General features: G+C 64.7%; 23 protein-coding genes. 18 read left to right on the plus strand and 5 right to left on the minus strand.

The features are described 5' to 3' along the window. The first annotated feature begins 19 nt into the window (after positions 1-19). The 18 genes from ACFB49_RS14790 (at position 20) to ACFB49_RS14875 (ending at position 19,814) form a co-directional block, all read left to right on the plus strand. Entirely contained in the window at positions 20-2,398 is a 2,379-nt protein-coding gene (locus tag ACFB49_RS14790) for a VIT domain-containing protein (protein WP_380871997.1), read from the plus strand. Beyond that, positions 2,395-3,180 (plus strand): archaeosortase/exosortase family protein, encoded by a 786-nt coding sequence (locus tag ACFB49_RS14795; RefSeq protein ID WP_380871998.1) that lies wholly within the window; start codon positions 2,395-2,397, stop codon positions 3,178-3,180. Before ACFB49_RS14790 ends, ACFB49_RS14795 begins: the two co-directional genes overlap by 4 nt. Then, entirely contained in the window at positions 3,177-3,689 is a 513-nt protein-coding gene (locus tag ACFB49_RS14800) for a hypothetical protein (protein WP_380871999.1), read from the plus strand. The genes ACFB49_RS14795 and ACFB49_RS14800 overlap by 4 nt, the downstream gene beginning before the upstream one ends. Positions 3,690-3,714: 25 nt before the next feature. Further along, positions 3,715-4,428 (plus strand): response regulator transcription factor, encoded by a 714-nt coding sequence (locus tag ACFB49_RS14805; protein WP_380872000.1) that lies wholly within the window; start codon positions 3,715-3,717, stop codon positions 4,426-4,428. After that, the gene (locus tag ACFB49_RS14810; protein WP_380872001.1) at positions 4,419-6,008 is read left to right on the plus strand and encodes an ATP-binding protein; all 1,590 of its coding nucleotides are present in this window, start codon (positions 4,419-4,421) and stop codon (positions 6,006-6,008) included. Before ACFB49_RS14805 ends, ACFB49_RS14810 begins: the two co-directional genes overlap by 10 nt. A 512-nt stretch (positions 6,009-6,520) precedes the next feature. Further along, positions 6,521-7,561, plus strand: coding sequence for an ABC transporter substrate-binding protein (locus ACFB49_RS14815; RefSeq protein ID WP_380872002.1), 1,041 nt, complete (start codon positions 6,521-6,523; stop codon positions 7,559-7,561). 89 nt (positions 7,562-7,650) lie between these two features. After that, positions 7,651-10,068: a TonB-dependent receptor gene (locus tag ACFB49_RS14820; RefSeq protein ID WP_380872004.1), complete on the plus strand. Its 2,418-nt coding sequence runs from the start codon at positions 7,651-7,653 to the stop codon at positions 10,066-10,068. 11 nt (positions 10,069-10,079) lie between these two features. Further along, positions 10,080-11,129: an ABC transporter substrate-binding protein gene (locus ACFB49_RS14825; protein ID WP_380872006.1), complete on the plus strand. Its 1,050-nt coding sequence runs from the start codon at positions 10,080-10,082 to the stop codon at positions 11,127-11,129. A gap of 60 nt (positions 11,130-11,189) precedes the next feature. After that, positions 11,190-12,317: an ABC transporter substrate-binding protein gene (locus ACFB49_RS14830; RefSeq protein ID WP_380872007.1), complete on the plus strand. Its 1,128-nt coding sequence runs from the start codon at positions 11,190-11,192 to the stop codon at positions 12,315-12,317. Beyond that, on the plus strand, positions 12,314-13,495 hold the full coding sequence (locus tag ACFB49_RS14835; protein ID WP_380872008.1) for an MFS transporter: 1,182 nt from the start codon (positions 12,314-12,316) through the stop codon (positions 13,493-13,495). Before ACFB49_RS14830 ends, ACFB49_RS14835 begins: the two co-directional genes overlap by 4 nt. After that, the gene (locus tag ACFB49_RS14840) at positions 13,492-14,250 is read left to right on the plus strand and encodes an ABC transporter permease (protein ID WP_380872009.1); all 759 of its coding nucleotides are present in this window, start codon (positions 13,492-13,494) and stop codon (positions 14,248-14,250) included. Before ACFB49_RS14835 ends, ACFB49_RS14840 begins: the two co-directional genes overlap by 4 nt. Continuing rightward, on the plus strand, positions 14,247-15,026 hold the full coding sequence (locus tag ACFB49_RS14845; RefSeq protein WP_380872010.1) for an ABC transporter permease: 780 nt from the start codon (positions 14,247-14,249) through the stop codon (positions 15,024-15,026). Before ACFB49_RS14840 ends, ACFB49_RS14845 begins: the two co-directional genes overlap by 4 nt. 14 nt (positions 15,027-15,040) lie before the next feature. Then, complete coding sequence (locus ACFB49_RS14850) at positions 15,041-15,889, plus strand: ABC transporter ATP-binding protein (protein WP_380872011.1); 849 nt, start codon at positions 15,041-15,043, stop codon at positions 15,887-15,889. After that, on the plus strand, positions 15,889-16,497 hold the full coding sequence (locus ACFB49_RS14855) for a nitroreductase family protein (protein ID WP_380872012.1): 609 nt from the start codon (positions 15,889-15,891) through the stop codon (positions 16,495-16,497). The genes ACFB49_RS14850 and ACFB49_RS14855 overlap by 1 nt, the downstream gene beginning before the upstream one ends. After that, complete coding sequence (locus ACFB49_RS14860; protein ID WP_380872013.1) at positions 16,494-17,438, plus strand: LLM class flavin-dependent oxidoreductase; 945 nt, start codon at positions 16,494-16,496, stop codon at positions 17,436-17,438. The genes ACFB49_RS14855 and ACFB49_RS14860 overlap by 4 nt, the downstream gene beginning before the upstream one ends. 13 nt (positions 17,439-17,451) lie before the next feature. After that, positions 17,452-18,609: an LLM class flavin-dependent oxidoreductase gene (locus ACFB49_RS14865; protein WP_380872014.1), complete on the plus strand. Its 1,158-nt coding sequence runs from the start codon at positions 17,452-17,454 to the stop codon at positions 18,607-18,609. Positions 18,610-18,632: 23 nt separating this feature from the next. After that, entirely contained in the window at positions 18,633-19,349 is a 717-nt protein-coding gene (locus tag ACFB49_RS14870; RefSeq protein WP_380872015.1) for a class II aldolase/adducin family protein, read from the plus strand. A gap of 165 nt (positions 19,350-19,514) precedes the next feature. Further along, a complete protein-coding gene (locus tag ACFB49_RS14875; RefSeq protein ID WP_380872017.1) occupies positions 19,515-19,814 on the plus strand; it encodes a DUF1330 domain-containing protein in 300 nt (99 codons plus the stop codon). Between the two features lie 91 nt (positions 19,815-19,905). On the opposite strand, the gene ACFB49_RS14880 is transcribed toward ACFB49_RS14875, so the two are convergent. The 5 genes from ACFB49_RS14880 to ACFB49_RS14900 all read right to left on the minus strand — a co-directional run bounded on the left by ACFB49_RS14880 (position 19,906) and on the right by ACFB49_RS14900 (position 25,941). Then, positions 19,906-20,910 (minus strand): hypothetical protein, encoded by a 1,005-nt coding sequence (locus ACFB49_RS14880; protein ID WP_380872018.1) that lies wholly within the window; start codon positions 20,908-20,910, stop codon positions 19,906-19,908. Positions 20,911-20,981: 71 nt separating this feature from the next. Next, a complete protein-coding gene (locus ACFB49_RS14885) occupies positions 20,982-21,518 on the minus strand; it encodes a CYTH domain-containing protein (protein ID WP_380872019.1) in 537 nt (178 codons plus the stop codon). A gap of 32 nt (positions 21,519-21,550) precedes the next feature. Continuing rightward, positions 21,551-22,393 carry a pyruvate formate-lyase-activating protein gene (pflA, locus tag ACFB49_RS14890; protein WP_380872020.1) on the minus strand — a complete coding sequence of 281 codons (843 nt, stop codon included), beginning with the start codon at positions 22,391-22,393 and terminating at the stop codon, positions 21,551-21,553. Beyond that, the gene (gene pflB, locus ACFB49_RS14895; RefSeq protein ID WP_380872022.1) at positions 22,394-24,649 is read right to left on the minus strand and encodes a formate C-acetyltransferase; all 2,256 of its coding nucleotides are present in this window, start codon (positions 24,647-24,649) and stop codon (positions 22,394-22,396) included. Positions 24,650-24,678: 29 nt separating this feature from the next. Next, a complete protein-coding gene (locus ACFB49_RS14900; RefSeq protein ID WP_380872024.1) occupies positions 24,679-25,941 on the minus strand; it encodes an MFS transporter in 1,263 nt (420 codons plus the stop codon). Between the last annotated feature and the right edge of the window lie 9 nt (positions 25,942-25,950).

A 25,950-nucleotide genomic window follows, 5' to 3' on the forward strand; every position in this document is an offset into this window, starting at 1 on the left:
TCATCGGCAGGGGCCCCGCATGTCCTATCTTGATCCACCGCGCATTCCCGGAACGCCAGCCCTTAATCTGGGTGTGTTGTTTCCCATATTTGTCGTGCTGCTCGAAGCGGCGACTGGCCTCTGTGCGGGCGTCCTGTTCGATCCGCTGCCGACGGCGGGCCACGTCGTTGTCGTCCTGCTGGTTCCTGCGATCAACTTCGCACTGTGGATGGCTGCACGACGGGAAGGCGAGGAACCGCACCATGTAGGAACGCTGATCGTGGCCGGCGGTGCCGCGACGACGATCGCCGCGATCTATTCGCTGATGATGCTGCCAATCCTGCCATTCGCGCTCGTTGCGATCCTTTTCGTCGGGATCGGCCTGCTGCCTTTTGCGCCGGTTCTGGCAATGATCGTAGCGTGCCGGCTGACCGGGGCGCTGGCCGCACATCATGACCATGTGTTGCGGCGCGGTTTTGCCGGCGCGGCGCTTGGCTTCTGCATCTTGCTGCTTGTCGATACGCCATCTGCGGCGACGCAGCTTGCCGTTACCTGGTCGCTCCGGGGCGGGGCCGAAGCAACACGCGGCGTCGCGCTTATGCGCGCGATCGGTGACGAGGATGCACTTTTGCGCCTCTGCTATGAGGACAATCGCGTCGCCAACGGACCGCTCACATTTGCCCTGTCATCCTGGCGGACCGGCCTCTTCAGCGGCGATAGCGGCACCAGCACAGCGGCTGCGCGAGAACTCTATTTCCGCGCTACCGGCCAGCCATTCAACCACGCCGAGCGCCCCCGGAGCCGACACGATACCCGCTTCATGTGGGATGAGGATCGCGGCGGCGAACAGGTGGCCGGCCGCGTTCGCGATCTGTCCCTGGCGTCGTCCCGGCTGGACGCGTCGATCGCATCCCAGGACAATCTCGCTTATTTCGAATGGACCATGGAATTCGCCAACGCTTCGGCCATCCAGCAGGAGGCGCGTCTGGCGCTGGGCCTTCCAGAGGGTGCCGTCGTCTCCCGCGCCACGCTGTGGGTGAACGGCGAGCCGAGGGAGGCGAGCATCGCCGGGCGCGGCGCCGCCAGGCAAGCTTATCAGAATGTCGTTTCCGCCAGCCGTGATCCACTGCTTGTCACGACCGATGGCGCAGGCCGCGCCCTTGTGCAGGCCTTTCCGGTGCAACCGGGAAGCAGCTTGAAATTGCGCGTCGGCGTCACCGCTCCCCTCGAGATCGCGGCCGATGGCCGGCGCAAAGTTGCCCTGCCCGCCATCGTCGAACGCAATTTCAACGTCGCAGACAGCCTGCATCATGCCGTGTGGATCGAAGGTGATGGCCCTTTGAGCGCCAATGGAGCGCCGTTCGCGCGGGACCATCTGGCCGACGGCGACACCCGGATGCGGGGATCGATCGTCGATGCCATGCTCCAGGCGCGCGGCATTCGCATCCTCGCTCCACAGATCGCCGCGCCCGTGCAGAAGATCGCCACGCTGTCGGCAACAGCCAAGGAGCCTGCAATTTCGGTCGTGCAGTCGATAGACCGGCAGCAGATCACGCCACCGCGGACACTCGCCTTCCTGCTCGATGGATCAGCAGCGAACCGGCCCGCCGCCTTGGCCCTGCGGACCGCGCTGGATCGCATAACTGCGGGACAATCGGTCGCTCTCGTGATCGCTGACGAGGAACCGGTGATCGTGCCTGCGGCGCCCTGGTCGAGCGCACAGCGCGATCGCATTCGTCACGCGATCGATGCCACCTCGTTCACGGGCGGCAAGGATAATGCGCCGGCGCTTGCCCGGGCGCTGGAACTCGCCGGGGAGGCATCCTCCACCCTGATCTGGGTCCATGGGCCGCAGCCGGTGTCGTTCAACGCGTCGCGTGCCACGATCCAGCAGGTCCTCGACAGGCAGACGCTGTTGCCGCGCCTTATCCGGTATCAGCCCGCCAATTGGCCAGCGTTCACGATCGAAGGCGAAAGCTGGTTCGACACCGCTCAATCGGTTCAGCCCTCCGGCAACATGGCGCTCGATCTGGCCTCGCTGGTCAGCGATGCGGCGTACGCCGGAGCCCGCTGGAAGGTCGCGCGCCGGCCCGCCACCGCGGCAGACGCCGCCCTGCCCGTCGGCTCGTCCCATATCCTGCGCCTGTGGGCGGCTGATGAGATCGCCGCCCTGCCGTCGGCCGCCGGCAAGGCACGGGACGATGCGATCACGCTTGCCCATCGGCTGAATATCGTCACGCCAGTCAGTGGAGCCGTCGTTCTGGAGACGGACAAGGACTATAAGGAAGCGGGCCTGCCGGTCCCCCCAGCCGGCGACGTGCCGACCTTGCCGGAGCCTGGCACCTGGGCTCTGCTGCTGATCGTCTTCCTGCTGTTGGCGTGGATGCGCAAACGTCTGCCCCGCGGGGTCGCAATATGATCCCGCCGGCCCTGGTCTTTCCCGCGTTGATCCTTGCTTTCTGGGACGCCTGGCGATTGATGGTCGCACGTCTCGGCAGTGATGTCGGCGATTGGCAGCTGGCGGCGATGATCGCCCTGGTAGCAGCGGCCACAGGGTGGCGACTGCGACGATCCCGCCTTCACGTCGTTGACGCTTTCCCACTCTGCACGATCCTCGCAACCTATACCGTCGCGGCAGCAACCGGCTGGGCGCTTCCCCAGATGGCCGCGGCCGTCGCCGGGCTCGGCTGGGCCGGCTGGTCATCGGTCAAACGCGGCGCACTGCCCGCGCCGATGATCGGCATCCTTCTGCTGATGTTGCCACTATTTCCCAGCCTGGAATTCTATCTGGCCTATCCGATGCGGCGGATCTGCGCAGGCCTCACGGCCATGATGCTCCGGCTCAATGGCGTCGAGGTGACGGTGAAGGGTATCGCGCTCGACTGGGATGGCACGCTGCTGCTGTTCGATGCGGCTTGCAGCGGCCTCCGGATGCTCTGGTCGGCTCTTTTGCTGGTCAGTGCGATCGCGCTGGCGGGACGGTTCAGCCTCTTGCGTTATGGTAGCGCGATCATCGTCGCATTAGTGGCAACCATCTTGGGCAATGCGCTGCGGGCGGCCAGCCTTTTCTATGTCGAGAACGGTTTCACCCCGACCTTTGCGGGACCGGCAGCCCACGAGACTGTTGGCATCGCAGCCTTTGCCATACTCGCCACTGGCACGGCATGGCTGGTGGCGCCGCGTGAATGGAGGCGCGCATGAGGCATTCGTCCATCTTCGCGCTGTTTTGCCTGTTGGCAGCCGCAGCGCCGCTCGCCGCCACCTCGCTGCATTCTCCCGATCCCGACGCATCCCCAACCTGGCCCACCAGCTTTGAAGGCCTGCCCCTGAGCCGCATTCCCGCGGCGCCAGAGGATGCGCGGCTTACTCGTGGCTTCCCCGGCCATATCGCTCGCTTCAGCGACGGACATCGCCAGATCGTCTTGCGGAACGTCGGCCGGGCGACGCGATGGTTGCACCCGGCCCGCGAGTGCTTTCGCGCGACTGGATATGTCATTGCCCCTGCGCCGATGAGGCTCGCCGGCAACAAGCAGCCTTCGGCCTGTTTCAGAGCAAGCCGCAATGGGCGGGCCCTGCTGGTTTGCGAACAGGTTCGCGACGCCGAGGGCCAGAGCTGGCCGGACATTTCCTCCTGGTATTGGCCCGCGCTGTTCGGAGGATCGGACGGCCCCTGGCTGGCCATCACAACCATCGAACCGGTGGCCGATTGACCGCCCCCACATCGGGATGACACTGATGTACGCAATGACCCACCGCATTCTCGTCGTCGATGACGACCCACATATCCGCGACCTTCTCGTGTTCGCGCTCGGCAAGGCAGGCATGGTCGCCGAGCAGGCTGCCGATGGCGAGGAAGCATTGGCGGCCGTCACGGCCAACCAGCCGGACCTCATGGTGCTCGATATCAACATGCCACGGCTCAACGGCCTCGACCTTTGCCGCAAACTGCGCGCCGCGAATGGCGCCGCAGCAGACCTGCCGATCCTGTTTCTCTCTTCGCGCGATGACGAGATCGATCGCATCATCGGCATCGAAATCGGCGGCGACGATTATGTCGTAAAACCCTTTTCGCCGCGGGAGGTTGTGGCGCGGGTAGGCGCGATCCTGAAGCGCGGCGCACCGCGACTGGCAAGTTCCGGCGCCACAGGCAATGTAACGCATCATCGTCTGACGCTCGATACCGATGCGTGGGAGGCGCGCTGGGACGGAGCCGCGATCACCACCACCGCCACGGAATTCCAGATCCTGCTGCTATTGGCGTCCTTGCCTTCCAAGGTGTTTTCACGCGATGCGATCATCGATCGCCTGCATGGCCCCGGCTTTGCCATCACCGACCGGACGATCGACAGCCACGTCCGCAACCTGCGCGCCAAGTTCGCAGCGGCCGGTTGCGCCAACCTGATCGAAACGCGCGCGGGCGTGGGCTACCGCATCGGCGAATGCGGCTGATCCGCGCAGCCAAGGAGGTCGTGAAGCGCCATTGGCCGGCGCTGCACCTGCGAGCCATCCTGTTTGGCACCCTGTTGTTCGTCGCTGCCCTGCCCGGCGTGGGTGCGGTGTTCCTGCGCGTCTATGAAAACACCCTGGTCCGCCAGACCGAGGCGGAACTGATCGCGCAGTCCGCCGTCCTGGCGGCAGCCTATAAGTCGGCATGGCGCAACGGAACCCATGATGTTGAAGCGCGGCCGATTGCGCCGGAGCGGCCGATCGTCGATCTGCGCACGATGCGCGTGCTTCCGCCGCAGCCCGATGCCGTGCCGGCGGCCCCTTCGGATATGAAGGCGCGACGCGCGGCCTTCGCGATCGCGCCGATCATCGCCGATGCACGGGCCGTCACGCTCGCCGCCGTCCGCTTGCTCGATTTCCACGGTGTCGTGGTGTTCGGTCGCGAAGACATTCGCCGCAGCTATGCGGCGCTGCCCGAGGTGGAACTGGCGGCGAAGGCGCACGAGGCCGTCACGGTCCTGCGCGAGCGGGGCGGCTACCAGCCCCGCTATATGCTCGAAGTCTTCAGTCGCGCATCCGCACTGCGTGTCCACCACGTCCGTCCGGTGCTGGTCAATGGCGAGATCGTCGGCTTTGTCATGCTCTCGCGGAGCCCGCGGGGGCTGTTCCTGGGCATGTACCAGGATCGCGGCAAGATCGCACTCGGCGTGGTGCTGATCTTTGCCATGCTGCTGATCCTCGCCGGCCTGCTTTCCCGAGGCATAGTACGCCCGATCGAGACATTGTCCCGCTCCACGCAGGACGTTGGACGAGGAAGCGTCACAGTGCCCGATCCGCCGACGACCGCGGCGATCGAAATCCGCGAACTCTACGAGAATTTCGCGGTCATGGCGGAGCGCGTGGAGCAAAGATCGCGCTACTTGCGCGATTTTGCGGCCGCGATGAGCCATGAGTTCAAGACCCCCATCTCCGGCATCCGCGGGGTCATGGAATTGCTGGAGGACCATGGTGACGCGATGGTGGTCGAAGATCGCCGGCGGTTCATCGCCAATGCCGCGGCGGACGCCGATCGCATGACGCGTCTGCTCGATCGACTGCTCGATCTCGCTCGGGCGGATCTCGCGACGGATGACGCCGCACATCATACCGACGTCGCATCGGTAGTCCGCAAGGTTGCCGCCCTGTTCCAGTCTCCCTCGCTGTCTGTCAGGCTGAATCTGCCATCCATGCTGCCGCCTACGAATGTGCCGGCCGACGCGATCGAGACAGTGCTGTCCATCCTGTTCGAAAATAGTCGGCAGGCCGGTGCCAGCCAGATCGATGTGAGCGCGCGAATGCTTGCCGATACGGCCAGACTAAGCGTCATCGACAATGGATCGGGCGTCGCCGAAGTCGACCGCCACCGCATCTTCGAGCCCTTCTTCACGGCCAAGCGCGACAAGGGTGGGACGGGCCTTGGCCTGCCTATCGCCCGATCGCTTCTGGAGGCTCACGGCGCCGTGATTAAAGTGTCGGACAGTAAGTCTGGCGCAGCGTTCGAAATCATTCTCAGCCCATCGAGTATCGATCCGGCTCGCGGCTAATCGGCCGCTTTGCGATTAATTGCCGGCCAGAGACGCGGACAGTCAACACTTGTGCGGATTGATATGCGTGGATTGTTTTCGGAATAAGGATTCACCCCCTGTTACCTGAGCAGGAATCCGAATGAAGGGTGGCATAGGACATCGGCAGCTGGGCCGATAGGCGCCCACAAATTCAGCGAAACGCCTGACATAGGCGGGCTTCACACTAACAAAGCCATTGTTTGATTGACGACTCAATGTCTACTGTTTCAATAGAGATCGCGGAGTGATCCTCGCTCCCGCGGCTTTTGATGGAATGCAGCTTGCCCCGCGTGACCAAAGGCTAAAGCGCACGATGTCCGGGCGGATCCGGCCTCGTGTTTCCTGAAACGAAAGGAAAGATCGAATGACGCCGCCCGCCCGCTCCACCGCTTAAGTAGCGCCACCACAACAGAGATTCGGATCAACAGACGCGGCCCGTAAGCAGGTTCGCGAAGGGAGACGTGCGCCCGCGGCGCACCAAGGAGAGATTTATGGCCGCATCGACGCTCGACGCGCTCTGGTACACACGCTGTCCCGTTCCCACGCCACTCGGCATCGCCGTCCAGCTCGGCTGGTTCGCCGAGGAATTCGCACCCGAAGGGATCGAACTGCGCTCCATTCAGGAGAGCAACGATCCCAAGGCCCAGGAATCCCATTTCGATCACAACCTGCCCGCAAGCTTCCGTCAGGGCGGCAATATCCCGGCGATCTGGGCACGGTCGCGCGGCGCCGATACCCGCGTCATCGGCCTGTCCTGGACCGACGAGTTCCAGGCGATCCTCAGCCTGCCGGGGCGCGGCGTCGAACGCGCCCGCGACCTCAAGGGCCGTCGCATCGCGCTGCCGGTCAACCCCGTCTCGATCGATTTCAACCGCGCCTCTGCCCTGCGCGGCTTTGCCAAGGCGCTGGAACTGGACGGCGCCGATCTGAAAGATGTTGAGCGGATCGACACGAAAAATGACGGCGAAGGCGCCACCGGCATTGCGACCGGCGAGGGGCTGCGCACCCGCCGTCGCCACGGCTATCGCGCCGAAACGCTGGCGCTGGTGCGCGGCGATGTCGACGCCATCTATGTGAAGGGCGCGCTGGGGCTTGAAACCGCACGGTTGATCGGCGCCAATATCGTCACCGACATCGGCTTCCATCCCGACCCAAAGGTGCGGATCAACAATGGCACGCCGCGGACGCTGACCGTGGACGCGGCGTTGATCGATGAGCATCCCGATCTCGTCGCCCGCTTCCTCGCCCGCGTCGTCGATGCCGGCAAATGGGCACGTCGCCATCAGGACGAAACCCTGGCCTATATCGCCCGCGAGGCGGGATCGTCCGTCGATTGGGTGCGTGCCGCTTATGGTGAGAAGGCGCACGAGAATCTCGGCACCTTCCTGAACCGTGAGGCCATTTCCGCCCTCACCGATTTCAAGGACTTCCTGTTCGAACACGGCTTCCTGCCCAACGACTTCGATGTCGCGACGTGGATCGACCGCAGGCCGTTCGAGGCCATCGAACTCTACACCCGCAAGGTCGCCTGACGACCATCACCGATACGCATCGCCTCGCCGCCACAGAGCGCCCCGGAAACGGGTGTGGCGGCAGGCCTTCCATTCCAAGGGGGAATATTTTGGTTTTCGTTCCGAACAAGAAGATCCTGCTCTCTGCCGCGGTTTCGTTCGCCGCGCTGCAGGTCAATCCCGCTTTCGCCGAAATCGAAGCGCCCGAGCCGGACGCCTCGGCCATCGCGACAGCCGGCGAGATCATCGTCACCGCCGGCAAGCGGGAAGAGAATATCCAGGATGTGCCGGCAGCGATCACGGCCGTCGGCGGCGACGCGCTCGAACGTCAGGACATCCGCTCCGCGGCCGAAGTCGTCCGCCTGATCCCCAACGCGTCCGCCGCGCAGACCGAAAGCCGTTCGCGCCCCCGCTGGTTCATCCGCGGCGTCGGCTCGAACGATCCGGCTGCGAACGTGGTCAACCCAATCGGCGTCTATTTCGATGAGGTCTACGTCAATTCGCCCTTCTTCCAGGCCTTCCCCGTGTTCGATCTCGAACGGGTGGAGGTGCTGCGCGGGCCGCAGGGCACGCTGTGGGGAAAGAACACCGTCGGCGGCGCGATCCATTACATTTCCCGGAAGCCGGAATTCGATACGTCGGGCTATGTCCGCGCCGGCATCGGCAATTATGGCTCCATCTTCACCCAGGGCGGCTTCGGCGGCACAGTGATCCCGGACGAGGTGGCCGCCCGCGGCTCCTTCTTCTACGAACGTCGTGGCGATGTGTGGGAAAATGCCGGTAGCGGCGAAAGTGGCACCGGCCGGTTCGACGACTATGCCGGCCGGGTCCAGTTGCTGTTCACGCCGACCGACGATCTCGACATCCTGGTTTCCGGCCGCGTGCGCAATTACGACGGCACGCCGATCCCGCGCTTCATCGTGCCGGCTTACCCGGACAATGCGACGCTGAAGGGCGCGCCCGCACCGGCCGACGATTATGGCAACACGCCCACCGGCAGCGACAAGGTCTATGAGGCAAACGTCCCCGGCATATCCAAGACCAAGCAGCGTGGCGCGACGCTGACGATCAACTGGACGCCGGGCGATTATACGCTGACCTCGATCACCGCCTGGGACAAGGGTGACAATTTCAGCCTTGCCGACGCCGACTATACCAATTTCGAAGGCTCGCGTTCGCGCACCGATCTTTCGAGCGAGCAGTTCACGCAGGAAATTCGCCTGACCAGCCCGCGCGAGGACCGGTTCAACTGGATCGTCGGCGCGCATTATTTCTGGGAGGATTTCCATTCGGACGCGACCACCGCGACCGTCGGCACCACAACCTACCTCGATCGCGGCACCGGCCCCCAGCGCTGGCGCCACAGCTATTACCAGAACGTGCTCTACGACCAGAAGGCGGAAAGCTATGCGGCCTTCGGCAGCGGCACCTTCAACTTCACCGATGCGCTGAGCCTGACGCTGGGCGCCCGCTACACGTCCGAAAAGCGATCGGCGACGGTCAACATCTATAATCCGATCGGCGATGCCTCGCGGCGACTGAACACCGTCGACCCGACGACACCGGGGACGGCAGCCCGCCCGCTCGTCACATTCGTCGATCCGACGACTTGGTGGCTCCGCAGTTCAGTGCTGCTGAGTACGCCGACGACACCCTTCATCTCGTCACCGTCCAAGACCTGGAACCGCTTCACCTGGGATATCACCCCGCAATGGAAGATCAGCGAGGATGCGCTGCTTTATGCCCGCTTCGCGCGCGGTTTCCGCTCGGGCACCTTCCAGGCGAGCGCCACGTCCGCCGTGCAGTTCGATCCCGACGGCATCGCGCCCGAGGATCTCTACTCCTACGAAGCGGGTGTGAAGACGAGTTGGCTGGACGGCAAGCTGACCGCCAACCTCGCCGCCTTCTATTATGACTATAAGCAAATCCAGGTGCTGGTGCAGGGCGTGCCGGTGCAGTCCGGCGGCACCACCGTCTTCGCTGCACGGCTGATCAACGCCAAGGGCTGGTCGCAGGGGCTGGAACTCGACCTGTCGGCGCGGCCGATCGAAGGGCTGCGCATCAACGGCAGCATCGGCCTGCTCGACACCAAATATACCGACGACTTCATCCCCAACAATCCGAACACCGGATTGCTGTTCGGTGAAGGCAACCAGTTCACCCGCGCACCCCACTTCACCGGCAATATCGACGTCGAATATTCGGTGCCGGTAGGCGGCTGGGATCTGAGCCTGGGCACCGACTGGAGCTACCGGACCGCGCAATATTTCACGGTCAATGCGCAGGAAACCGACCCCACCGCCAACGACTATAACGTCAGCCGCTACCAGCGGCAGGACAGCTACGGCATCGGCAACGCCCGCATCGCCTTTTCGGACGGCGACGACCGGCTCGAATTCCAGCTCTTCGTCCGCAACCTCACCAACAAGACCTTCAAGATCCTGACCTTCGGCACCCAGCAGGGCGCCCGGCTCACCACGCTTGGTGAGCCGCGCACCTATGGCGCCTCGGTCACGACCCGGTTCTGAAAGGAACGAAGATGACGGCCTATCCATCCGAAATCTGGTACACGCGTTGCCCGGTGCCGACGCCGCTCGGCATCGCCATCAATCTCGGCCTGATCGAGCGCGATCTGGAGCCGCTCGGTGTCCGCGTGAATTCGATCCAGGACACGACCGACCCGGACAAGCGGGCGAGCCATATCGACCATCACCTTGCCCACAGCTTCCGCCAGGGCGGCAGCGTGCCGGCGATCTGGGCACGGGCGGCGGGCGCCGACACCCGAGTCATCGGCCTGAGCTGGGTCGATGAAAGCCAAGCGATCATCACGCTGCCGGGCTCCGGCATCCGCGAGGTGAAGGATCTGAAGGGCCGGCGGATCGGCCTGCCGCTGCGGCGCGACCAGAAGATCGACATCTTCCGCGCCACCGCGCTCCGCGCCCTGCTCGCCGGCCTGTCGCTTGGCGGCGTCGGCGAAAATGAGGTCGAGTGGGTCGACATTGATGCCAGTGATCCGCTGGGCGTAGCGTTCGTCGGCAATGCCGCGCGCCGCAGTTGGAGCGGGCGCCCGCTCTACACCGCGGAGTTCCACGCGCTCGTCCGCGGCGAGGTCGACGCCATCCACGTCAAGGGCTCGCTGGGCCAGGAATATGCCTTCCTGGCGGGCGCGCATGTCGTGGTCGATACCGGCTTCCACCCGGACCCGAAGATCCGCGTCAACAACGGCGCGCCACGTCCCCTCACCGTCGATGCGGTGACGCTGGAGCAATATCCCGAGATCGCCGAACGGTTGCTCCGTAATGTGATCGCCGCGGGCGACTGGGCGGAAAGCCATCCGGCCGAGGCGCTTGCCTATCTCACCCGCGAGACCGGGTCGCCCGAGCAATTCGTGCGCGCGGCCTATGGCGGCGACACGCTCCACCGCCGGCTCAAGACCGATCTGTCGGAAGCCTCGATCGAGGCGCTCGGCGAATTCACCACCTTCCTCTTCGAGCGCGGCTTTCTGCCCGACCATTTCGATGTCGGCGCATGGATCGACCGCCGCCCGTTCGAGGCGATCACCCATAACCAGGCGCGCAACGCAGCCTGAACGAGACGCGGGCGGCCGGGCAGCGCTCGTCCGGCCGTCCGCGACCAGGAGCTTGTTACGATGTCGTTGAAGAAGCTGGCCATTGCAGTTCTGGTTCTGCTCGGCGTGGGCGGCCTGCTCGCCTATCAATTGCGCGGGCGCAGCGGGGTGGAGACGGCCGATGGCGGCCTGCCCAAGACGCTGACCATCGCCAGCATCGCTTATCCCTATAAGGGTCAGCAGACCTATGCCGGCCTCACCCAGCGGATCATCGAGCAAGGCTGGTTGAAGGAGCAACTGGCGAAGAAGGGCGTCGAGCTCGCTTTCTTCCCGGTGCCGACAGCCGTCGGCGGCCCGCTGATCAACGAAGGTTTCGCCGGCAAGCGCATCGACTTTGCCAGCTATGGCGATTTCCCGGCGATCATCGCGGCGTCGGGCGGCGTGCCGCTCAAGCTGGTCGTGCCAGTGGGTCGCGGTCAGAACGCCTATCTGATCGTCCGCAAGGGCCTGACCGCCAACAGCATCGCCGATCTCAAGGGCAAGCGCATCGCGCTCCATCGCGGGCGACCATGGGAACTGCCATTCTCCAAGTTGCTCGACGAGAACGGCCTGAAACTGGCCGACTTCAAGATCCTCAATATCAATCCTCCCGCCAGCCATGCAGCGCTCGCCTCGGGCGATGTCGATGCGGTGTTCCTGCTGTCCGACGCCATCCTGCTCGAACAGAAAGGCGCCGGGCGGATCATCTGGTCGACCAAGACCGCGCCGTCCGACTGGAAGATGCGCGCCGAACTGTTCGCACGCGGCGATTTCGTCGATCGCCATCCCGAACTCACCCAGCTCGTCGCCGATGCCTATATCCGCGCCGCCCATTGGTCATCGCAGCCCGAGAACCGGGCCGCCGTGATCGACGAAGCCGCGCGGGGCGATACTCCGGTCAGCGTCGTCGAGAAGGATTATGATGAGCCGCGCGTCACGTGGCGCGATCGCTTCTCGCCGCTGTTCGACGATTTCATGGTGCGTCATTACCGCTCGGTCGCCGACTATACCTTCGCGCAAGGGTTGGTCCGCCAGAAGGTCGATGTCGATACGCTGCTCGATCGACGCTTCGCGGCCCAGGCGCTGAAAAATCTCGGGCTCGAGGACTATTGGCAGCCGACGGCGACGGACAGCGCGGACGCGAAAAAGCCGGGTGCGCCCCGCTCATGAGCGACAACCGCTTCCTCGCCAATTTCATCTTCCTGTCGCTGGTGAGCGGGCTGACGATCGGCCTCGGCAAGATCGTCACCACGCTCTACGCGCTGTCGTTGGGGGCGACGCCTTTCCAGGTGGGTGTCGTCTCCGCGATGGAATCGATCGGCATGATGGTCGTCACCGTGCCGGCGGGCTTCATCATCGCCCGCTACGGCATGCGCAGCGTCTATTTCGTCGCGAGCCTCGGGCCGCTGCTCGTCAATCTCGCTTTGCCGTTCAGCCCATCGTGGATCGGCCTTGCGATCGGCCGCGGGCTGATCGGATTGTGCATCCCCTTCCGCATCGTTTCCATGAACAGCGCGTTCCTGGAGCGATTGAAGACGCTCGGCCCCGCCAAGGCCGGCTGGTATCGCGGCACGCTGACCGGCGGCATGGCGATCGTCGGCCCCGCCGCCGCGACCTTGCTCACCCAGCGATTGAGCCCCTTCATCTGCTTCCTGCTCGTCGCCGGTCTGTTCGGCCTGATGGGGCTGTTCAGCCTGTCCTTCATGCCCGCCCGCCAAGCCCCGGTCGAAGGTGCGCCCGGCGTGCTTGAGGAGCTGCGCATGATCGTCGCCAATGCAGACATCGCCGAAAGCTGCCTGATCGAGTTTCTGAGCAGCGCCACCAATTCACTGTTCGGCACCTTCATCATCCTGCTCGCCGCGGCACTGCCGCTACTGACCGCGCAGGATGGCATCCATGTCATGCTGTTTCAGGGGGTGACGGCGGTCGCCATGCTGTTCCTCGGCGGCTCGCTGGTCGATCGCTTCAGGACGCGGACGGCTTATGGGCTGGGCCTCGCCCTCGCCACGGGCGCGCTGTTCGCCTTCGGGCTGGCGGGTGGGTTTACCACCCTTGCCCTCGGCGCGGTGCTGCTGAGCGCGGGCTCGGCGATCGTCCACCTCGTCAATATGCGGATGCTGGCGGCGCTGCCGGGCGGCAAGAGCAAGATCGCCGGTCTGTATAACCTCGCGTCGATGACCGGTTCCTCCTTCGGCGCAATCGCGGGCGGGCTGATGAGCCGGGCCGTGCCGCTCCAGTCCATCTACCTGATCTGGCTGCCGCTGCTCCTGCTCGGCGCGATCGCCGTCCGCATCATCCACCAGCGCCGCCCGCAAGCGGCCAGCTTTGCCACGGAGGCCGCCGAATGACGCGCCCCTTGCCTGCCTTCATTCCGGCATTGCTGCCGCCCGTGCTGCTGGTAGCAGCGTGGCAGGCAGCGTCGGCGACGGGCCTCTTCCCCCCGCAAGTGCTCGTCCCGCCGAGCGAGGTTGCGTCGACGCTCGTCGCGCTCACCACCAATGGCGAACTGACATCGCATCTTGCGCAGAGCCTGTTCCGTTTGCTTTCCGGCTTTGCGATCGGCGGCGCTGCGGGCCTGGCCTTCGGCACCATCCTCGCCCTTTCCAAATGGGCCGAGGCGCTTTTCTCGCCGCTCTTCCTGGCGGTGCGGCAGGTGCCGGTGCTGGCCTTCGTGCCGGTATTCGTGCTGCTGCTGGGGATCGAGGAAGGCTTCAAGATCACCATCGTCGCAGTCGCCACCTTCTTCCCGGTGGCACTCGCGACCTTCGATGGCGTGCGTGGCATTCCCAAAGGCTGGCTCGAAGTCGCCCGCGTCTATCGCACGCCGCCAATCGCCTTGGTGACGCACATCCTCATCCCCGCCACCGTGCCGCCGGTGTTGACGGGCCTGCGCATCGCGCTGTCGCGCGCCTGGCTAGTGTTGGTCGCGGCCGAACTTCTCGCCGCCGACAGCGGCATTGGCCAGATGATGGAGATGGGCCGGCAGATGTTCCGCATCGATGTCGTGCTGGCCGGCGTGATCGTCAGCGGCCTGATCGGCTTCGCGCTCGATCGCGGCGCCAAGTGGATCGAGCGTCGCGCGACCCGGTGGAGGACGGCATGAGCACGCTTCTTCGCAACCCCTCTGCGCGCATCGCCATCGGCCTGGTCGCCCCGCTCGCGATCCTGCTCTGGTGGCAGGCGCAATCACAGGCCGGAGGCACCCGCGCACTCGCCTTCGCTCCGCTCGGTTCGGTGGCTGATGCCTTCGCCGAACTCGCCGCCAGCGGCCAGTTGTTCGATGACGCGCTGGCATCGCTGTCGCGCGCCGTGACAGGGCTCATCATCGGTGGCATCGCCGGTGTCGCTCTCGGCGTCGCCATGGCGACGTCTCGGCTGCTCGATCGGCTGGTAGGGCCGCTCTACCACGCCATCCGCCAGGTGCCGTTGCTCGGCTGGCTGCCGCTGATCGGATTGTGGCTGGGCAATGGCGACAGCGCGAAACTGCTGATCGTCAGCCTCGCAGCATTCTACCCGACGGTGCTCAACAGCTATGAAGGCGTCGCCCATGTCGAGCGGCGCTACCTGGAGGTCGGCCGCATCTACGGCTTCACCACGGCTCAGCGTTTCCGCCTGATTCTGCTGCCCGCCGCGCTGCCGCTGATCCTGACCGGCATCACCCAGGCGCTTGCCTTCGCGTGGATCGCGACGATCGGCACCGAAATCCTGCTCGGATCGGGCAGTGGCCTCGGTTCGACCATGGGCCTGGCGCAGGCGCAGCAGCGGATGGACATCATCCTCGTCGCCATCCTCGTGACGGCCCTGCTCGGCTTCACCCTCAACCACCTCTTTGCCCGGCTGCGCGGCCATTTGCTGCGCTGGCAGGGCGCGTCTGCGTGAAAGGAGTTCCCCGAATGACCGCCCAAGCCCGCGTCACGTCCGCGCCCACTCCCACCGCATCGCCACCGGCCAGCGGCGCGCTCAGGATCAGCAGCCTCTCCAAGAGCTTCACGATCGACGGCAAGCCGCTGCCGGTGCTCGACGGCATCGATCTCACGCTCCGGCCGGGCGAATTCGTCAGCATCGTCGGCGCGAGCGGCTGCGGCAAATCGACCCTGCTGCGCCTGATCGTCGGGCTCGACACCGATTATTCGGGCGAGATCAAGCTGGACGGGCATCGCATCGCCACCACCAGCCTCGATCGCGGCATCGTCTTCCAGGATCACCGCCTGTTTCCGTGGATGACACTGGAGGAAAATGTCGGTCTCGCCCTCCTCAACACCGACATCCCGAAGGATCGCCGCGCGCAGATCGTCTCCGATCATATCGCGCTGGTGAATCTCTCGGGTTTCGAGAAAGCCTATCCCCACCAGCTTTCGGGCGGCATGGCCCAACGCGCCGCGATCGCCCGCGCGCTCGTCACCGCACCCAAGCTGCTGTTGCTCGACGAACCACTCGGCGCGCTTGATGCGCTCACGCGCGTCCATGTTCAGAAGGAATTGCAGCGCATCTGGATGCAACAACGCTCGACCATGCTGATGGTCACGCACGACGTGGAAGAAGCGCTCTATCTCGGCGATCGGGTCATCATCATGAGCCCCAATCCGGGCCGCATCCGCCGCATCGTCGATGTCGATCTGCCGCACCCGCGCGATCGCAGCTCGCCGATCCTTCATCGCCTCCGCGACGAGATCCTGGCCGAGCTCACCGGCGCACCCGATCCCGCCAATCTCGTCCGCTTCCCAGGCACGGAGGACCGCTGATGCCCCGCATTCCCGATCATCCCGTCGATCCATTGTTCGTCGATCGCTGGTCGCCGCGCAGCTTCACCGGCGAACCGGTGCCCGATGCGGTGTTGCAGAGCGCGTTCGAGGCCGCCCGCTGGGCGCCGTCTGCCTCCAACGCCCAGCCTTGGCGCTTCATCGTCGCACGACCCGGCGATGCCGAGTGGGCCGATTTCGTCAGTCTCCTCTTGCCGCGCAACCGGCTGTGGGCGGAGCGAGCCTCAGCGCTGATCCTGATCGTCTCCGCGCTTGATGTGGAGCGCCGGGGTGAGGTCGTCGCCAATGTCAGCCACAGCTTCGATGCCGGCGCGGCCTGGGCCAATTTCGCGCACCAGGCATTGCTGCTCGGCTGGCACACCCACGGCATCGGCGGCTTCGATCGGGACGCCGCGCGCGAACTGCTCGGCATACCCGAAGCCTTCGCCGTGGAGTCGATGTTGGCGCTCGGCAAGCAGGCGGACCTTGCCGGCCTTCATGCCGATTTCCACGCGCAGGAAAGCCCCAACGATCGCCGCCCGCTTGTCCAAACGGTCTTTTCCGGGCGCTTCGGCGCGCCCGCTTTTTCCCCACAGAGGAATGCCGCATGACCACCCAGACCTATTGGCAGCTTGATCCCGCCGCCGAGCCGAGCCGGTCCGAAGCCGGCGAGCGACCGCGCTGGCAACCGGTGATCCGCGATGTCCGCACCGCTGCGCTCAATCGCTACGATCATTATGCCCAGATCGCACGCGCCGCCGCGATTACCGGCTTTGACGGGCTCTTCGTCCGCCACAGCGAACCGCATGACGACAGCCAGATCATCGCCGCAGCCGTCGCCCGCGCCACGCCACGCCTGCTGCTGGTGCCGGAATTTCCCGCCTCCGTCGGTTCGGCGGTCTATGCCGCCAAGCAGGCCGTCAGTTTCCAGCGTCTCGCCCATGGCCGGCTCGGCTGGGCGATCGCTCCCGATGCCGGTTCGGAAGATCGTACCCGGATCGGCGATCATGTCGCCGACGAGGATCTGGTCGCCCGGACGGAGGAATTCCTGACCGTCGCCCGCGGCGTCCACGGCACGCGCCCCTTCACCTTCAAGGGTCAATATTTCGAGGTCGCAGGCGGTGGCTTCGAAGAACCGCTCAACCGTGTCGCCTTCCCCAAGGTCTTCCTGCGCGACGAGGGCGAGGAAGCCTGGGGCCTCTCCGCCCGCCACGCGGACGTCCATCTGTTCGAGGCCGCTCCCGTCGACGTCCTGCGCCACGCCATCGAAGCGCTCGATCGCCAGGCGCTTGCCGCCGGCCGGTCGATCGAATTTGGCGTCGTCGCCTCAGTCCTTGCCCGCGAAAGCGATGAGGAAGCACGGGAAGCCGGCACCGCCGACATCGCCGGCAGCTATGAAGGCGTAGCAGCCCAGCTTGCCGCGCTCTCCGCCATCGGCATTCAGCACTTCACCCTGTCCGCCTCGCCCTCGCTCGAAGAGGCCTACCGCATCGGGCAGTTCGTCCTTCCCCGTTTCCGCGCAGCCGCCGATCCGGCGCGCGCCGCCGCCTGACAGGAGATATCCCATGTCGATCGACTTTTACTGGCGCCTGCCGACCCACGGCTGCCACAGCAGCGTCCGTCGCGGTTCCTATGATCGTGGCGACTGGTCGCCGATCAGTCCTTACAACCAGTCGCCGGGCCTCAATCGCGACGGCCAGGACGATGGCTTCCGCTACATCGATCATCTGGCGGAAATCGCCAATGCGGCCGAGATTTCGGGCTTCATCGGCGGGCTGATCCCGTCTTTTCCGAACACCGACGATCCCTGGGTGATCTCGCCGCTGCTGGCGCGCGAGACCAAGACCTTCCGCTTCATGATCGCCTTCCAGCCGGGCTTCCTGAATCCGGTGCAGGCCGCACGCCTTTCGGCCAGTCTGCAGCGCGCGACCGGCGGGCGGACGGTCTACAACATCATCACCGGCGGCGGCGGCCCTTCCCAGCTCTGGTGGGGCGACAGCTTCTCGCATGACGATCGCTACGGCCGCACGACCGAATTTCTCGATGTCCTGAAGGGCGTCTGGAAGGGCGGCGACTTCAGCTATGATGGCCGCTTCTACCAGGTCCGCGAAGGCGGACTCTCTCCGCTGCTCGGCAGCGAGCCGCTCCCCGAAATCTGGTTCTCCGGCTCATCGGATGCCGCGCTCCAGTCCGCGTCGAAACATGCGGATTATTATCTCTCCTGGCTCGAGCCGTTCGACCAGCTCACGGAAAAATTCGCGCGCGTGAAAGAGCGCACCGCAGCACTCGGCCGTCAGCAGAAATGCGCCGTGCGCGTCGATCTCGTCGCGCGTCCGACCGAGGAGGAGGCGTGGCGCGACATCCGCGCCGGCTTCGAGAATGTCAGCGACGAGACCCGCGCGCGCTGGCGCGGCCAGCCCACCGATTCCGTCGGCGCGGCGCGGCAGGCGGCGCTGAAGCCGACCGAGGCAAAGCGCTATGACGAACTGATCGTCGGCCCGAACCTGTGGGGCGGGTTCAACCTGCTCCGCGGCGGCCCCGCGCTCGGCATCGTCGGCAGTTACGAGCAATGCGCCGCCAAGCTCGACGAACTGATCTCCCGCGGCGCCGACGGCTTCATCCTCGCCGGCACGCCGCATCTGGAGGAAGCCTATCGCATCGGTGAGGAGGTGCTGCCTTTGCTCGGCCGCTCCGCGTCCGCCCTGCAACAAGCCGCCGAATAATTCTTCATTTCAGGAGTAGATTCATGACCACGCTCAACTCCACCATTTCCGATTTCGCCGCAGCCGCAGCCCGCGATGCTGCCGTCGCCTTCCGTGGCCTGCGTGACACCGGCACCATCTCGCCTTCGGGCACCGTCAACTTCGTCGAGCGCGTGCCCGGCGAGCAGGCGGTCGTCTCGATCGGCTATCCCGGCCCCTTCGCCCCCGATGCCGATCTGAAGCCGACCATCTTCAACTTCGATGGTGACGTGCTGGGCGGCGATCCCAAGGGCAATCTCGGTGGCAACCGCTATCTGCCGATCTTCCGCGCGCACGACGACATCACCACCGTCAGCCATGTCCACACCGTCTATCTCGGCGCCTGGTCGCAGAGCCACCGCGCGCTGCCGATCCGCTACGTCCCCGTCCAGCGCTGGACGCGGGCGCGCGAGCTGCCCATCTATATCGACCGTCGCCAGGGTGAAGCGAACTTCATCCTCGACGTGCTGGCACAGGATGCCCAGGTGCCCGCGATCCTCGAAGCCAATGGCGGCTCGACAGCCTGGGGCCGCAAGGGCCTGCTCCAGCTCGCCAGCTACATCGTGCTGCTAGAGGAAGGCGCCCGCTTCCAGGCGCTGGCCGAGACGCTGGGCGGTTCCAAACCCTATGGCCCCGGCGTGCTCGAACAGCAGTGGAAAATGTCCGGCCTGATCCGCGAAACCGACCGCTTCGACGAACCGGAAGCGATCGCGGCAGAATGAATGCTGTGCGTGCGCCGCTGCGTGTCGGCGCACGCATCCGGCACGCCGGCACGATTGCTCGCTTGTCGTGAGGATTTGCGGCCATAATTTCCGACCTTGGCTGGTCACGGCGCGCATTTTTGGGCAACCCGTTCGCACCCGATTTGCCCAAGCCGAGGAAATATGATGACCGCTTATGCCGTACTCGTAAGGCAAAAGACCAAGGATATTGGGGCACTCAGCGTCTATGCCGAAAAGGCGACGGCGGCCCGCGCCGGGCATGCGCTGACGCCGCTCGCGCTCTATGGCGAATATGAGCAGCTTGAGGGCGACGCGGCTGAGGGCGCCGTCATCATATCCTTCCCCACCATGGCCGAAGCGCGCGCCTGGTATCATAGCCCGGCCTATCAAGAGGCCCTGGCCTATCGCCAAGCGGGTGGCGATTATAGCGTATTTCTGATCGAGGGGGCGGACGGTGCTCGCTGAGCGGCCCCGGAGTTGCCGCACTTGGCCCGGGTAGCGCGCAGGATCGCGTGCGGCGATAAGCTTCGGCCCACGCTGGCGAAAACGGTCACTGTTAATTAACCGGCGGCACGAGCGGCGCCGTCGGCTTTCCGAGATGCTCGGCAAGCGCTGCCACATGGATCTGATGCTCGGTCCGCGCAGACGCGGCCTGCTGATAATCGATTTCGTCGCGTAGCCGATAGCCAGCAGCCGCCAGGCGGGAAGCCACCTGCTCCAGCGCCGCCTTGTCCGTCGCCGGCGCCCCTGCTTCCAGCCCCGCGAGCCGGACGAGGATCTTGGCCATCCGTGTGCCTTCGTCGCGCAACAGCACCGCCGGCCCATACAGACGATCATCGTCGATATAGAATTGAATGATGAGCGCCAGATCCAGCAGCGCGCCGAGCGCTGCAGGCCAGGCGGAGCCGGTCCCCGCTGAATCGAAATAGATGAGCGAGGGGTGCGTGGCATGGCTCTGTCGCACTGTCGCGCACCAGGTCCGCCCCTCGCGCAGCACTGCGCCAAGCTCGCTTTGGTTGTGTATCGAAGCAAAGCGCTCAAGCAGGATCAGCGCCGAAGGTGGATCACCGGCAGACGTGCCAAGCTTGAAGACGTCGACGTCACGCCGCGCGGTGCTGCTCTGCACCTGCAGAAAATAAGTGACCGCCATCGTCATCACCGCAAGCCCGCAAAAGCCCGAACCGAGGATGATCCAGCGCGCCCCGCCGGTCACTTCGGTTTCGCTGATACCGACGGTCACCAGCGAACTGCCGACAAGATAGAAGGCATCGGCAAAGCTGGTCAGCGCCGGCTGGAACGCCGCTCTGAGCGCGTAGGCAGCCATGCCGAAGCCGGCCGCGAGCAGGCTCATCCAAACCGTGAAGGATGCAATCAGTACGATTGGCGCGAACATGCCGGAAAGGCCACGGCGATTCATGTGTCGCCATAGTGGAAGGAGCAGAAAAGCGAGCCGGCGCGGCGTGCGGAGCGTGGCCTGGCTGTCGCCGGGCACCAGCACCGTCCGGATAACATCGCTAAGGGTGACGCCTGCAAGCGAGAGTCCGACGATCAGAAGCATCATGTCGGAGACACCGGGCACGCCAGTTCACCAAGACTTTGCGGTCGTGAAGGCCAGGACAGCGGCGAGCCGCGCTAACATTTGATCGCGATATGGCCTGCGCGCAGGCTTTCCAACTGCCGGCCCGTCCAGTCTTCCGGCCGGCTCCACGCCTGAAACGGAAAGCGCGCGAGATTGGAGTTGCGATAGCGGGCGACGCCGGTGATATCGGCTCCTATCCACGTCGGCAACGAGACCTTTTCATTCTCGCTCTCCAGCTCGATCTCGGCGACGACAAGCCCCTTATTGTCCCCATCGAAGACGTCGATCGTCCAGGGCTTCCCATCGAACCTGCTCGTGAAGCGATCCTTGTGGATCAACGCATCCTTGCAGAAGAGCGCCAGCATCTCCTCCGCATCCTCGTTAGGGGTCTCATATTCGAATTCGTGCCGCGAAAGCCCGACCTTCTTTTCCTTGATGGCCAGGAAGGCGCGGCCCCCAATTTTCCGCACGCGGCCGATCAGCCGATCTTGCCGGGAGAAGTAGCCCTGGGTGATGCGGACCGGTTCCATCGCGCCGATGCGCCAACTATCGTCGCTGACCAGGAATTTCCGTTCGATCTCTATGGGCATGGTCCACCCTCAGCGCACATGTGCCGAACAGTCTAGACGGTGTTCAGGCCGTGGCTTGCAAAAATCTCTATGGTTCGGGAGGTTAACTCGGCAGACGGAGGTTTGGTGTCGACCAGACGATAACTCAATCCCAGCCGCTCCCATTTATATTTGCCCATCTGGTGGAAGGGCAGCACCTCCACGCGCTCGACCACGCCCAACGATGCGCCGAATCGCGCGACCGCATCGATCTCCGCCGGATCGTCGGTGAGATCCGGGACCAGCACATACCGCAGCCACATCGGCCGCCGGAGCCGCGAGAGGCGGTGGCAGAAGTCCAGCACCTCCTGATTGCCCAATCCCTGGGTCACCTTTTTATGCTGTTCGAGCGTGAAGGCTTTCATGTCGAGGATGACGAGGTCGATATCGTGCAGTTCATCGTCCGAAAGCTTGTCGCCATAAAAGCCGTTGGTCTCGATCGCATTGTGGACGCCGATGCGCTTGGTCGCTGCGAACAGCCGCGCGGCGAAGCGGTGCTGCATCAGCGGCTCGCCGCCCGAAAGCGTGAAGCCGCCATGCATCGATTTCAGCGCGTTCGCATATTTGCGGATCTCGGCAATGCTCCGTTCCAGCGAGACCGGGATGCCGTTGGTAAGCGTCCAGGTGTCCGGGTTGTGGCAATATTGGCAGCGGAACATGCAGGATGTCGTCCAGGCGACCAGCCGGATGCCGGGCCCGTCGACCGCCGATCCGGTGGTGAAGGAATGTAGGAAGCCGAGATCACCGGTCCGCAGCGCCGTGCGCACATCCGTCTCCGGCACATGCTCGCCCAGCTTCACCCGCATCTCGAAGGGCGAACTCGCCTCCAGCGGCGCATCGGGACGCCCGGTGGGCATTCAGCCTCCGTGGAATGTGCGGTTGATGACATCCATCTGCTGTTCGCGGGTCAGCCGGATGAAGTTCACCGCATAGCCGGACACGCGGATCGTCAGGCTCGGATATTTCTCCGGATGATCCATCGCATCGAGCAGGGTTTCGCGGTTCAGCACGTTGACGTTCATGTGGTAACCGGTCGTGCCGAAGAAGGTGTCGAGCATCGCCGTCAGGTTCGTGACGCGATCTTCCTCGGCATGGCCAAGCCCGCTCGGCACCAGCGTCGACGTGAGCGAGATGCCGTCCGCCGCGTCGCGATAGGGAATCTTGGCCACCGACGCCGCGGATGCGTGGATGCCGTGGCTGTCGCGACCGTGCATGGGGTTGGCGCCGGGGGCGAAGGGTTGCCCCTGGCGGCGGCCGTCAGGCGTGTTGCCGGTCGCCTTGCCATAGACGACATTGGACGTGATCGTCAGCACCGACTGGGTGTGGAGCGCGTTGCGGTAGGTCTTGAACTTGCGCAGCTTGCTCATGAAGGTGCTGACCAGCCAGCTCGCGAGATGATCGACCCGGTTGTCATTGTTGCCGAAGACCGGGAAATCGCCTTCCGTCTCATAATCGACGACCAGGCCGGTCTCGTCGCGGATCACCTTCACCTTCGCATGCTTGATCGCCGAAAGGCTGTCCGCCACCACCGACATGCCGGCGATGCCGAACGCCATCGTCCGCACCGGTGCATAATCGTGCAGCGCCATCTCGATGCGCTCATAGGCATATTTGTCGTGCATATAATGGATGACGTTCATGGCGCTGACATAGACGCCGGCCAGCCAGTCCATCATGCGATCGAACTTCTCCAGCACGTCATCGAAGTCGAGATAGTCGCCACTGGCGGGATCGGCCTTCGGCCCCACCTGTTCCCCGCTCATTTCATCGCGACCGCCGTTGATCGCATAGAGCAGGCATTTGGCGAGGTTCGAGCGCGCGCCGAAAAACTGCATCTGCTTGCCCATCAGCATGGGGGATACGCAGCAGGCGATCGCCCCGTCGTCGCCCCAGGCGGCGCGCATGATCTCGTCGCTTTCGAACTGGATCGAGCTGGTGTCGATCGCGACCTTCGCGGCGAAACGGCGGAAGGGTTCGGGCAGTTGCGGCGTATACCAGATGGTGAGATTGGGTTCGGGCGCCGGGCCGAGATTGTAGAGCGTCTGGAGAAAACGGAAGCTCGTCTTCGTCACCAGCGGCCGGCCGTCATCGCCCATGCCGGCGATCGATTCCGTCACCCAGGTCGGATCGCCGGAAAAGAGTTCGTCATATTCGGGCGTGCGCAGGAAGCGAACGATGCGAAGCTTGATGACGAAATCGTCGACAATCTCCTGCACCTCCTCCTCGGTGATGCTGCCGGCCGCCAGTTCGCGCTCGAAATAGATGTCGAGGAAGGTGGAGACGCGGCCGAGCGACATGGCCGCGCCATTCTGTTCCTTCACGCCCGCGAGATAGCCGAAATAGAGCCATTGTACCGCCTCCCGCGCGGTCCGGGCCGGGCCTGAGATGTCGTAGCCATATTTGGCCGCCATCGCCTTGAGTTCATCGAGCGCGCGGATCTGTTCCGAAAGCTCCTCCCGATCGCGGATGATGTCGTCGGTCGACCATTCCAGATCGAGCGCGGCCTTCTCCTCCTTCTTGCGGCGGATCAGCCGGTCCACGCCGTAGAGCGCGACGCGGCGATAATCGCCGATGATCCGCCCGCGGCCATAGGCGTCGGGAAGCCCGGTCAGGACATGCGACTTGCGGCAGCGCCGCACGTCCGCGGTGTAAGCGTCGAACACGCCCTCATTGTGGGTCTTGCGATATTTGGTGAAGGTCTCGACAACCGCCGGATCGGCCTCATAACCATAGGCTTCGAGCCCGCTCAGCACCATCCGGAACCCGCCATTGGGCATAATCGCGCGCTTGAGCGGCGCATCCGTCTGCAGCCCGACGACGATCTCGCGATCCTTGTCGATATAGCCGGCGTCGTGCGCGGTGATCGAACTGGGCACGAGCGAGATGTCCAGCACGCCCTTCTTGCGCTCCTCGACGAACAGCGCCTCTAGTTTCGCCCAGATCGCCTTGGTCCGCTCGGTCGGGCCCGCGAGGAAGCTTTCATCCTCATAATAAGGTTCGAAATTCTGCTGGATGAAATCGCGGACATTGATTTCCTTGGTCCACAGGCCGGATGCGAAGCCCATGTCGGGCGCAGCGCTGGCGGGGCGGGCTTCGAGGACATCTGTGGACATCGCAAATCTCCGTTCGAGCTTCCCCGCCGCTAATTATGCGCGCGCCGCAACCGCCCCGCCGGCCCCGATTCCGTGAGGGCAAAGGTGAGAAGGATGGCGATGCCGACGCCGATCAGCAGCGGCGAAAAGGTGGCTTGGTAATGGACGAGCTCGCGATCGCCGCCGTCACTGGCACGCACCAGCAGCCGCGCGAAGACGGGGCCGAGCAGCGCCGTGACCGAGAAATTGACGAAGTTGATTACGCCGGTGGCGGTGCCGCTATGTTCGGGCCGGTTTACTTCCTTGATCACCGTATAGGGGATCATCGCCGCGCCCGACGCGATGCCGGCGACAAGGCCGAGCGTGAAGGGCGGGAAGAGGCCGGTCGGGCCATAGAGGATGAAGGCCAGGCAGGCGAACAGCACCACGCCGGCGCCGATGATCACCGGCTTGCGGCGGCCGATCCGATCCGACAGCCAACCCATCAACGGACAGCCGATGATCCAGCCGAATGGCACCGACGCCGATCGCAGCACCGCCAGCGAATAGGGCATGTTGTGCGCTTCCTCGAGGAAGCGGATGCCCCACACCATGTCGAAGATGGTGGTGGGGATGAAGAGCAGGCCGGCGATCAGCCCGCACATGATCGATTGCGGGTTGCGGAACACCGCACCGATCGCCTCGCCCGCACGCTTCAGCCCCTCGCGCCCCGCGGCGGGGGCCTCGCTCCGCGGCATGAGGACGAACAGGGCAATCGCGATCGGGAAGGCGGCCAGCCCCATGATCAGCCAGAAGCGGTCCCAGGGGAGCCCGCCTTGGATCGCCGGACCGACCACGAACTGCCCCGCCGATCCGCCGGCCATGCCGAACATCTGGGTGACGCCGATCAGGGTCGCCGCATGGGCGGCAGGCAGATAATTGGTGGCGATATAGACCGCACCGATCAGCGCGAAGACGCCGCCAGCGCCCTGGAGGAAGCGGCCGATGCCGCCGAGCATGGAATCGCCGGTCGCGAAAAGCAGAGTCCCGACGCCGACAACGGCCGCCCCCAGCGGGATCACCTTGCGCGGACCCAATTGGTCCATGCCGACACCCGCCACCAGGCTGAAAGGCGCATAGCCGTAATAAAAGAGGCCGACCAAGGAGGCGACGCCGACCGCCGTCAGGCCGAAGGCGTCGCCGAGTTGCGGCATCATCACGGAGGGCGCCGAACGCAACACATATTGATAGAAATAATAGACCGACGTCAGCAGCCATGCCGCCACGGCAGCGCGGCCGATGCTGCCCGAATGGCCGGGGGCGGAAGCGGCCATCGGTCGGGC

It is taken from the genome of Sphingomonas sp. DBB INV C78 (assembly GCF_042693015.1).
GTDB lineage: Bacteria > Pseudomonadota > Alphaproteobacteria > Sphingomonadales > Sphingomonadaceae > Sphingomonas_E.

Bases quoted from the DNA above. Each gene is read 5' to 3' on its own strand.
- ACFB49_RS14880 (WP_380872018.1), bottom strand. From the start codon at position 20,910: ATGATGCTTCTGATCGTCGGACTCTCGCTTGCAGGCGTCACCCTTAGC.
- ACFB49_RS14795 (WP_380871998.1), top strand. From the start codon at position 2,395: ATGATCCCGCCGGCCCTGGTCTTTCCCGCGTTGATCCTTGCTTTCTGG.
- ACFB49_RS14865 (WP_380872014.1), top strand. From the start codon at position 17,452: ATGTCGATCGACTTTTACTGGCGCCTGCCGACCCACGGCTGCCACAGC.
- ACFB49_RS14815 (WP_380872002.1), top strand. From the start codon at position 6,521: ATGGCCGCATCGACGCTCGACGCGCTCTGGTACACACGCTGTCCCGTT.
- ACFB49_RS14875 (WP_380872017.1), top strand. From the start codon at position 19,515: ATGACCGCTTATGCCGTACTCGTAAGGCAAAAGACCAAGGATATTGGG.
- ACFB49_RS14855 (WP_380872012.1), top strand. From the start codon at position 15,889: ATGCCCCGCATTCCCGATCATCCCGTCGATCCATTGTTCGTCGATCGC.
- ACFB49_RS14800 (WP_380871999.1), top strand. From the start codon at position 3,177: ATGAGGCATTCGTCCATCTTCGCGCTGTTTTGCCTGTTGGCAGCCGCA.
- pflA (WP_380872020.1), bottom strand. From the start codon at position 22,393: ATGCCCACCGGGCGTCCCGATGCGCCGCTGGAGGCGAGTTCGCCCTTC.
- pflB (WP_380872022.1), bottom strand. From the start codon at position 24,649: ATGTCCACAGATGTCCTCGAAGCCCGCCCCGCCAGCGCTGCGCCCGAC.
- ACFB49_RS14830 (WP_380872007.1), top strand. From the start codon at position 11,190: ATGTCGTTGAAGAAGCTGGCCATTGCAGTTCTGGTTCTGCTCGGCGTG.
- ACFB49_RS14840 (WP_380872009.1), top strand. From the start codon at position 13,492: ATGACGCGCCCCTTGCCTGCCTTCATTCCGGCATTGCTGCCGCCCGTG.
- ACFB49_RS14860 (WP_380872013.1), top strand. From the start codon at position 16,494: ATGACCACCCAGACCTATTGGCAGCTTGATCCCGCCGCCGAGCCGAGC.
- ACFB49_RS14845 (WP_380872010.1), top strand. From the start codon at position 14,247: ATGAGCACGCTTCTTCGCAACCCCTCTGCGCGCATCGCCATCGGCCTG.
- ACFB49_RS14825 (WP_380872006.1), top strand. From the start codon at position 10,080: ATGACGGCCTATCCATCCGAAATCTGGTACACGCGTTGCCCGGTGCCG.
- ACFB49_RS14870 (WP_380872015.1), top strand. From the start codon at position 18,633: ATGACCACGCTCAACTCCACCATTTCCGATTTCGCCGCAGCCGCAGCC.
- ACFB49_RS14835 (WP_380872008.1), top strand. From the start codon at position 12,314: ATGAGCGACAACCGCTTCCTCGCCAATTTCATCTTCCTGTCGCTGGTG.
- ACFB49_RS14900 (WP_380872024.1), bottom strand. From the start codon at position 25,941: ATGGCCGCTTCCGCCCCCGGCCATTCGGGCAGCATCGGCCGCGCTGCC.
- ACFB49_RS14790 (WP_380871997.1), top strand. From the start codon at position 20: ATGTCCTATCTTGATCCACCGCGCATTCCCGGAACGCCAGCCCTTAAT.
- ACFB49_RS14805 (WP_380872000.1), top strand. From the start codon at position 3,715: ATGTACGCAATGACCCACCGCATTCTCGTCGTCGATGACGACCCACAT.
- ACFB49_RS14810 (WP_380872001.1), top strand. From the start codon at position 4,419: ATGCGGCTGATCCGCGCAGCCAAGGAGGTCGTGAAGCGCCATTGGCCG.
- ACFB49_RS14885 (WP_380872019.1), bottom strand. From the start codon at position 21,518: ATGCCCATAGAGATCGAACGGAAATTCCTGGTCAGCGACGATAGTTGG.
- ACFB49_RS14850 (WP_380872011.1), top strand. From the start codon at position 15,041: ATGACCGCCCAAGCCCGCGTCACGTCCGCGCCCACTCCCACCGCATCG.